Origin of the sequence: Aliicoccus persicus, from assembly GCF_900110815.1 — a bacterium.
GTDB classification, from domain to species: domain Bacteria; phylum Bacillota; class Bacilli; order Staphylococcales; family Salinicoccaceae; genus Aliicoccus; species Aliicoccus persicus.
This window is the reverse complement of the sequence record NZ_FOIT01000006.1, coordinates 128,200-137,761: the sequence shown is the minus strand read 5'-3', so window position 1 is coordinate 137,761 and position 9,562 is coordinate 128,200. Positions and strand designations below refer to the sequence as shown.

Annotated in this window: 8 protein-coding genes and 1 rRNA gene; all 9 read right to left on the bottom strand. The window is 39.8% G+C overall.

Annotated features, from left to right (window positions below; all coding sequences use genetic code 11):
- Positions 1 to 324 (bottom strand): 16S ribosomal RNA (locus BMW30_RS09350); the annotation flags it as partial.
- Positions 325 to 770: 446 nt separating this feature from the next.
- The gene (locus tag BMW30_RS09345; protein WP_091476341.1) at positions 771 to 1,511 is read right to left on the bottom strand and encodes a KinB-signaling pathway activation protein; all 741 of its coding nucleotides are present in this window, start codon (positions 1,509 to 1,511) and stop codon (positions 771 to 773) included.
- A 4-nt stretch (positions 1,512 to 1,515) separates the two neighbouring features.
- Entirely contained in the window at positions 1,516 to 2,562 is a 1,047-nt protein-coding gene (locus BMW30_RS09340) for an Mrp/NBP35 family ATP-binding protein (RefSeq protein WP_091476338.1), read from the bottom strand.
- A gap of 105 nt (positions 2,563 to 2,667) precedes the next feature.
- On the bottom strand, positions 2,668 to 4,215 hold the full coding sequence (locus BMW30_RS09335) for an amidohydrolase (protein WP_091476336.1): 1,548 nt from the start codon (positions 4,213 to 4,215) through the stop codon (positions 2,668 to 2,670).
- A gap of 10 nt (positions 4,216 to 4,225) precedes the next feature.
- A complete protein-coding gene (proC, locus tag BMW30_RS09330; protein ID WP_091476333.1) occupies positions 4,226 to 5,032 on the bottom strand; it encodes a pyrroline-5-carboxylate reductase in 807 nt (268 codons plus the stop codon).
- A 20-nt stretch (positions 5,033 to 5,052) separates the two neighbouring features.
- Entirely contained in the window at positions 5,053 to 5,754 is a 702-nt protein-coding gene (gene trhA / locus BMW30_RS09325) for a PAQR family membrane homeostasis protein TrhA (protein ID WP_091476330.1), read from the bottom strand.
- A 139-nt stretch (positions 5,755 to 5,893) separates the two neighbouring features.
- Positions 5,894 to 7,195 carry a pyrimidine-nucleoside phosphorylase gene (locus tag BMW30_RS09320; protein ID WP_091476328.1) on the bottom strand — a complete coding sequence of 434 codons (1,302 nt, stop codon included), beginning with the start codon at positions 7,193 to 7,195 and terminating at the stop codon, positions 5,894 to 5,896.
- Between the two features lie 25 nt (positions 7,196 to 7,220).
- Positions 7,221 to 8,345 (bottom strand): glycosyltransferase family 4 protein, encoded by a 1,125-nt coding sequence (locus BMW30_RS09315; RefSeq protein WP_091476325.1) that lies wholly within the window; start codon positions 8,343 to 8,345, stop codon positions 7,221 to 7,223.
- An 18-nt stretch (positions 8,346 to 8,363) separates the two neighbouring features.
- On the bottom strand, positions 8,364 to 9,512 hold the full coding sequence (locus tag BMW30_RS09310; protein ID WP_091476322.1) for an NAD-dependent epimerase/dehydratase family protein: 1,149 nt from the start codon (positions 9,510 to 9,512) through the stop codon (positions 8,364 to 8,366).
- Between the last annotated feature and the right edge of the window lie 50 nt (positions 9,513 to 9,562).

Sequence of the window (9,562 nt, the reverse complement as noted above, 5' to 3'; positions counted from 1 at the left end):
GTAGGAGTCTGGGCCGTGTCTCAGTCCCAGTGTGGCCGATCACCCTCTCAGGTCGGCTACGCATCGTCGCCTTGGTGAGCCACTACCTCACCAACTAGCTAATGCGCCGCAGGTCCATCCATCAGTGTCAGATAATCCGACTTTCATCCGTAGACATATCCGGTATTAGCCACCGTTTCCGGTGGTTATCCCAGGCTGATGGGCAGGTCACCCACGTGTTACTCACCCGTCCGCCACTCGACACCCGAAAGTGTCGCGTTCGACTTGCATGTATTAGGCACGCCGCCAGCGTTCATCCTGAGCCATGATCAAACTCTCCATATAATTAAAAACTATATTTAAGTTTATAGCTCGTTTGCATTTTTTCACTTGGTTGCCCCAAGTTGGTTATATACCAAAATTATTAGAATTAACGTTGACTTATTGTCATTCAGTTTTCAATGTGCAATCAGTAAGAAAAATTATACCAATTATTCGCATGTAATGCAACATCTTTTTTGATGAAGATATGAATAATTTTCTCTGAATTTTTGTTGCCGTCTGAAATCAGCGACTTTTATATAATACAAAATTTCCAAATCGAAGTCAACACTTTTTCATTAATATTTGTAATATTATTTTAAATGATGAAATGATTACAGTTTGTCATCTGATTGGGATTAGACTCACCTGCTACTTCATCATATTTTTTGGATCGAAGTAGCAGGAAAAATAAAAAGCTGCTACTTCAAGACATATTTTCGGTCTGAAGTAGCAGCTGAGATCAAAAACTATCTCACTTTATTTTTAAACATCTTATTACGTGTTTTCTTCTGTGATGCTTCTTGTTCTTTTTTAGCTGCAAGCTCTGCCTCTTTCTTCTTGCGCTCACGTTCTTTTCTATCTGACTTCGTTTCAATGCCGCGGGCTTCTTTATCTGCCTTAGATGCTGCGACATAATTCGGTAACGTAATCAGCTGGAACGCATTCGTTGCAACGAGTGCAAAGATTGATCTAAATAACCAGTCTGTACTTTGTGCACTAAATGGAAGCAATGTGATTGAAGTCATAAAAATCATAAAAAACAATGCTGGTATGAATACATTTTTCTCTTTTGTCGTATCATTTTTATATTTCGCGACGATGATTCCAACGAGAACAACGACGATCGGTACCCAAATATATGAGAATAGACTCAGTTCATCTCCGAAGAATACAAATCTCACGTAGAACAGATCAAACGCTGCATATATGACAAGTAATAATTGTACGTATGGCCAAGCTCTACCTAATAAGCCCATCCCGAGTGGATTTAAAAATAAGTAAATGAAGAATGCGAACTGACTGACTGTTGCAATCAATAAACCATATCCTAAAATCCACAACAGGTTTAGGAAGAAACCACCGATTTCTCCTTCAAATAATAATGATGTTACAGAATCATAATCGATAATTAAACTTGCAATCGTCGTGATGATTACACCGATTAATAATGTTCTTAAATAAAACTTAACTAAATACTTGGATGTCATCGCTCTACCTCATGTCTATCTCATTTATAATTTTTTCTGCAATACTCATATAGATATCACTGATTTCCCCACTGCGATATATTGATGGTGAAAAGTCTTCTTCTGATAATTCGGGCTGACCAAGCGGAATTTCCCCAAGGAGTGCGACATTTAATTCATGCGCTAACTTTTCTCCACCACCGCGGCCGAAGATATATTCCTTCTGTTTGTTCACACTATTATAGAAATAACTCATATTTTCAATGACACCGATGATGTCATGATCTGTGTGCTGCGCCATTGCACCAGCACGTGCTGCAACGAATGCAGCGGTTGGGTGTGGTGTCGTTACAATAATTTCTTTACTCGTCGGTAATAACTGGTGAACATCTAAGGCGATATCACCTGTACCTGGTGGTAAGTCGAGCAGTAAATAGTCAAGCTCTCCCCATTCCACCTCGTTAAAGAAGTTATTTAACATTTGACCGAGCATCGGTCCACGCCAAATGACCGGTGTATTTTCTTCAACAAAGAATGCCATTGAGATGAGTTTTACCCCATGACGTTCAACTGGGAATATCGTCTCGCCTTCAACACGTGGTTTTTCAGTGACACCCATCATGTCCGGCACACTAAATCCATATATATCTGCATCGATCAGTCCAACTTTTTTTCCTTGCTTCGCAATGGAAACTGCTAAGTTCACAGCGACTGTTGATTTACCAACGCCACCTTTACCCGATGCGATTGCGATAAACTTCGTATCTTTGAACTTTAACTCCGTCTCTGTTCCAGATGTACTTCTAAACTTTTCGATCGTTTCTTGTGGTAACTCATCAAAGCGTAAACCGACCGTACGTGCACCAGCATCTTTTACTGCATTGACGACTTTTATCTGTAAATCAAGTTGCTCTTGTCCACCTAATCGACCAAGTGCAATCTTTAAACTTACATGTTCTTTTTCTTCTTTTATAGAAACTTCAAGAATCCCATCCGTTTCACTAATCGGTACATTGAGTACAGGATCATTAATCTGACCGACAATGTCTCGAACTTCTTTTTCTGAAATCATAATGTTACTCCTTTAAATATCAATTATTTCTATACTAGCATAAGTTATATAGTAGATATCAAAAAAAAACCGAACACTTTTTAACAAAAAATGTTCGGTGCATTATTATTTTTTAAATACCGTCGTGCCATCGATAATCGTTTCCACACAGCTTGTCTCAAGCAATGCATCATCTTCGATTGTCATGATGTCTTTGTCAAAGATTGTAAAATCCGCATAGTAGCCTGCTTCAATGATACCTTGTATGTGTTCTTTGTGGACGATTTTCGCTGCATTTTTCGTATATAATTCTACAGCGTTGAATCGTGTTAGACGTTCTTCTGGATTGTAAACCACGCCGCCATCACTGCGCGTCGTTAAGATATGCAATCCTTTTAACGGATCAACAGATTCTATTGGTGCATCGGACGACGCACCTAAATGAAGTCCGCGATCTATCATTGTTTTAAAGATATATAAATACTTCGCACGTTCTTTACCTAAAATCTCAGCAGCCCATGGCAAGTCTGATGTTAAGAACGGTGGTTGAATGTCACAGATCACTGGAAGCTTCGCCATGCGATCTAAAATGTCTTCGCTCAAGACGCTGCAATGAATCATGCGGTCGTGTTTTCCAGCAGCAACAGGATACTTTTCAATCGCAGTCAATACCATTTCAGCTGCTTTGTCTCCAATAAAGTGCACAGCAATTTCATCATCATATTTTCTCGCACGCTGAACAAGTTTTTCAAGATTTTCTTGCGTATGAATTTGCAAACCTGTGTTATCCGTTCCAACATAAGGTTCATTCATCAGCGCAGTCTCAGAACCAAATGTACCATCTTGGAAAATTTTCATTGCGCCAAAATGAATCCATTCATCCTTTTCTTCTAAGTTCGCCTGCTTCATCTCTTCATATACTTCTTCATGACGCAGCAAATTGACACGGAACTTTTTATTTTCTGGTATCGTCTGATAAAAAGCATCGAGTACCGTTTTGTAGTCATTATAATAAGCCATATCTTCAGTATGTACTGAAGCAAATCCATGTGATGTTAAGTGATCAATGACACGCTCGAGATTCACTTTAATTGAATCTGTTGTATCCGTCACACTTTTTGCACGTAAATAACTGAATGCTGAGTCATATACCCAACCTGTTAATTCACCTTTTTCATCACGTTCGTAGTAGCCACCTTCAGGGTCCGGTGTATTTTTATCGATTCCAGCTGCCTCGAGTGCTTTTGAATTCACAACACCTGCATGATAATCAATGCGTGCTACAACTGTGGGCTTGTCTGTAATTTCATCGAGTTCATGAATGGAGATTTTATATTCATTCGGCAAATGTTTCTCATTGTAGCCATGTATGAAGTCCCACGCCAACATACCTGTGTTGTTTTTAATTGCTGACTTTACTTCATCAACATCTGTCATCCCTTCGAGAGATAATGTATCTAACATTTTACCAAGCATCACCATATGCATGTGAACATCTGTAAATGCTGGCAACATTGTGCGACCGTTTAGGTCAACCGTTTGTTCTGCTTCATCTTTTAATGTCTCGTATGTGCCAACTGATTTAATATAGCCGTCCTCGACAAGTACTGCTTCAACTTTTTCATTCTGTTCTTTCATCGTATAGATATTACCGTTGTAATATAATGTACGCATTTAAAGCCTCCTAATTTTCTCCACGACTAATCTCTTCGCTTCTATTTTTTGCAGCATTAAGCGTCGTTGTTAAAATCTTTCTAATGCCATCACCATCAAGTGCCTCTAGCCCAGCTTCGGTCGTACCATTTTTACTCGTTATATTTTTGCGCAATTCACTAAATGTTATGCCTGATTCCTCAACCATCTTTCCGGCACCGATGACTAAGTTTTTCGTTAAGAACATCGCTTGTTGTTCACTAAATCCAAGCTCAATTAAACTCTCTGCATATTTTTCATAAATATAGTAAAGAAAAGCAGAGCCAGATCCTGTTGCTGCTGTAATGTTATGCATTTCATCTTCTTCAACTTCAACAATTTTTCCGTAACTTTCCATCAGCTCGACCAGCTCATCACGATCTTTGAAGTTACTCGAATATGTAATACCACTCATCGAATGCTGCACCATCGCATTCGTATTCGGCATCACACGCGCAACTGGGTTGTTTGTGCCGAGCTCCGTTTGAATCGTATTGATCTGAGTTCCTGCCATGACTGAGATGACCTTCGTTTTCTCTTCGATATGGTCTCGAATGCGGTCCGCAACTTCAGGAAAGTTTTGTGGCTTAGAAGCAAGAATGACGTAATCCGCATCTTCCATCAGTTCTTTATCGTCCCAAGCGACATTCACACCGAGCTTCTCTTTAAAGAATAAAATCTTTTCTTTGTTGCTTTTACTCGTTAAAAAGATTTCCTCTGGCTTCACCACTTGGTTTTCAATCATTCCGATAAAAATCGCACTCGCCATATTTCCGGCACCATAAAATGTAATTTTCATGTGTTTCCTCCGTTAGTTTTTTAAATCATAAAAAATACAATCGCAGCATAATGACATGCACTCGCTAAAATAATAAAGAAGTGCCAAATCATATGAAAGTATTTTCTTCCCTTTTGGGCATAGAACCATGCACCAATCGTATACATAATACCACCGAGTATGATAAATAAAACAAATCCAAACGTCAGCGAATCATAGATGAAAGGCAATATCACAACAGCCATCCAACCCATGATCATATAGGCAATCATGCTGATCTTCCCACTTGGGTGCTTTGCTAATACTTTATAAAGTATGCCAAGTATTGCGGTTGCCCATTGAATCGCAAACACCGTCCATCCAAACCATCCACCGATTAATGACAGCGCAATCGGTGTGTATGTACCTGCAATCGCAACAAAAATGAAGCTATGATCAAGCAGTCTCAAGACGTATTTATGGGTAGAGTTCGGTGCCATTACATGATATATCGTCGATGATAACAACATGAATATAATGCTAATGACGAAAATTGAACCGCCCACGGCATGAAGTGTACCGCCCGCTTGGTACATAAAAATCGAGGTAAATGGTAATAAGAAGATAAAAATCACTGTCGCTACACCGTGAGTTACGGCATTTCCAACTTCTTCACCGAAGCTCAGTGGCATCATGTTGCGTAGAGAATTTTCTACCTTCTCGCCGACACGTGTATTACGCCCATTATTTCCTATATTTTGCATTGATTCATCATGCCTCCCGTCTCACTTACTCATTATACGTGTTTAAATACAGACCGCAAAAATTTTCTTGAAAAAATCACGGCTAAAAATAAAAGACCTGGATACATGCGCATACGAGCGGATGCATCCAGGTAATCATTTAGTCTGTAATAATCTTTTCAATCAATTTGATTTCTTTTTTCGATGAACCTATTACATAGTGCCCAAGCACCATTTCTTTTATCTTTTCGACATCATCTGTATTGGCGTATAGCGTAGCGAGAACATCACCGTTCTCTACCTTATCGCCGACTTTCTTATGAATGACGATACCGACAGCAAGATCAATCACATCTTCTTTTACTGCGCGTCCAGCACCGAGCATTGAAGCAGCTATACCTATACCTTCAGCACCAATTGCTTCTACATAACCCGTCTGATCTGAAATTACTTCAAATGTTTTAGATGCTTGTGGTAATTTATCTGCGTTGTCGACAACACTTGGATCTCCGCCTTGATTTTCAATGAAGACTTTAAATTTCTCAAGTGCTTTCCCATTTTCAATGACTTCATTTAGCATTTCTTTGGCAGCATCAAGCGTCTCTGCTTTGCCTGCTAACACTGTCATTTGCGCTGCTAAAACTAACGAGATTTCTTTTAGATCTTCTGGTCCTTCACCACGCAACACATCGATTGCTTCCTCAACTTCTAAACTATTTCCGATTGCATAACCAAGTGGTTCCTGCATGCTTGAAATAATCGCCATCGTTTGTCGTCCAACATTACGACCGATGTCCACCATGCTTTTCGCCAATCGTTCCGCATCTTCAACCGTCTTCATAAATGCACCGTCGCCGTACTTTACATCAAGTACGATTGCGTCTGCACCCGCTGCTATTTTCTTACTCATGATTGAACTTGCAATGAGTGGGATTGAATTGACAGTTGCAGTCACATCACGCAGTGCATACAGTTTTTTATCTGCAGGCGTTAAATTACCGCTTTGACCAATCACTGCAACTTTGTGTTCGTTGACTAACTTAATGAAATCTTCTTCATCGATTTCAATATTGAAGCCATCAATTGCTTCTAATTTGTCGAGCGTACCGCCTGTATGCCCAAGCCCACGTCCACTCATCTTAGCGACAGGTATGTCAAGTGCTGCAACGAGTGGTGCTAATACCAACGTTGTTGTATCACCGACACCACCTGTTGAGTGCTTATCTACTTTCACACCCTCGACTGCAGATAAATCAATCGTATCACCAGAGTTGACCATCGCCATCGTCAATGTTGCAAGTTCTTCTGATGTCATATCATTAAAGTAAATTGCCATCAGTAGGCTCGCGACTTGATAGTCTGGAATTTCATCATTCGTAAAACCGTTGACAAAAAACTCAATTTCTTCTTTAGAGAGTTCAATATTGTCTCTTTTTTTCGCGATAATATCGCTCATTCTCATAAAATCCGCTCCTTAAATAAGGACACTAACTCGCTTTGTGTTCTACTTTCGCTTGTTCATAATATGAGAGCAGTTTTGCAGATGCCGCGTCCCAAGAATATTTAAGCGCTTCTTTTCGCGCTTCTTGACTCATTTTTTCTAATCGCTCTTTATCGTCGATGATTTTAACCGCTTCGATTAAAGAGTCTGTGTTACCACTTTTAAAAATCAATCCGTTCACACCATCATCCACTTGTTCCACAGTTGGTCCACTATATGCAGCTATGACTGGTAATCCAGCTGCCATCGCTTCTAAAATAACGAGGCCAAGTGTTTCTGATGTTGACGGGAAGATAAACGCATCACCAGATGCAAAGGCTTCCGACAGTGTATCACCATGTAAAAATCCAGTGAATACTGTATTAGTACCCTTAAATGTTTTCTCTAAATCCTTACGCGCAGGACCATCACCAACTATCGCAAGACAGACATCGCCGCGTCGCTCCAGCAATGGTTTGATTAAGTGGATGTCTTTTTCAGCAGCGAGACGCCCGACATAAATAAGTAACTTTTTCTCTGGCTGATTATTCGATAGACGATTGCGCATTTCTTGAGATTTAAATTTTGGATGTCGTTTATCTACATCAACAGCACGCGGGATGACTTGTAATCGCTCGATACCTTGTTCGACCAACTCTTCTTTCATCGCTTCAGATGTACAAATATTGACATGCGCATCACGATGATTGCGTCTGATATACCACCAGAGCAATGGACGTGCAGGTTTATATATTGTGTAATGATCTAAATATTTAGGTACATGTGTATGATATGAACTGACGAGTGTAAAACCATACTTTTTACTCGCATTCACCGCACTGACCCCCATGAGTAATGGGTTGACTGCATTGACTACGTCCGGCTGGTATTCTTTTAGAATTTTATAGACCTTCTTCGTTGGGAACCCCCACTTCCTATATCTATAAAAAGGAAAAGTGATCGGTTTTATGCCGACCACTCTTGCCCCATTGTATTCTGTAACACCAAGATCCGGAGCAATAACAAGGACTTCATGTCCTTGTTTCATAAAGTAGTCAATTGCTTTTGTCAGACGTGTAACAATACCATCAGTAGATGGTAAAAATGTTTCCGTAACAATCGCTATTTTCATACTCATTGCCTCCGTATTTTATTTCCAAGTGACCTTAGGCATCACATTGTCTTTAATCACACGCTCTTTATGTTCAATTGCTGCTTTCAAAATATCAACAAGCACTTCTTGTGTTAATAAATGTGGCTCTAAACCAAGATCGATTAATTTTGTTGCCATCGCATTGTAATAGTGTTCTTCTTTTTCTACCCGAGGGTTTTCAATATTTTTAACTGTCGTTTCGATATCCAGTGAGTTCGCGGCTTTTGTAACCATCTCAGCAAGTTCTTTAACTGAGAAACTTTCAGTGAACTGGTTGTAAACACGAAGTTCTCCTCTATCTGCTGGGTTCTCACATGCAAGTTCAATACAACGTACTGTGTCTTCGATATTTAAATAACCACGTGTCTGTCCACCGGCACCGTAAACCGTAATATCATGACCTGTAGCAGCTTGAATGATGAAGCGGTTTAACGCTGTACCAAAAACTGCATCATAGTCTAAGCGGTTTGTTAGAACTGGGTCTCTTCTTGTCTCGTTCGTTTCAAGACCGTACACAACACCTTGGTGTAAGTCGGTCGCACGAATACCCCAAATGCGGCATGCAAACTGGATGTTATGTGTATCATGTACTTTCGTTAAGTGATAGAAAGAACCCGGCTGTTTAGGGAACGGTAATGTATCTTTTCTTCCCTTATGTTCAATTTCAATATAACCTTCTTCTATATCTATGTTAGGCTGACCATATTCACCCATTGTTCCTAATTTAACAAGGTGACAATCTGGCTCAAACTCTTTGATTGCATATAAAACATTCAAGTTACCATTTACATTGTTGTTGTGCGTGTAAATCGCATGCTCACGGTCGATCATTGAATATGGTGCTGAGCGCTGCTCTGCAAAGTGAACAAATGCTTCTGGTCTTTCATTCTTAAATACTAACGTTAAGAAGTCATAGTGATTTAAGTCGCCCTCATACACTTTAATCTCTTTACCAGTTAGCTCTTTCCATTTTGCAACACGTTCCTCTAAGCTTGCGATTGGTGTTACAGAGTTCGAATGTAACTCCTCATCGATTTTACGTCGTACCATATTATCTATAATTGATACATCATGACCTTTCTCAGACAGATATAAAGCTGTTGGCCATCCACAGAATCCGTCTCCACCTGCTACGATAATTCTCATTTGAAAATCCTCCGCTTCGAAAGTAATTAAGTAATCGAATATTCGTATAC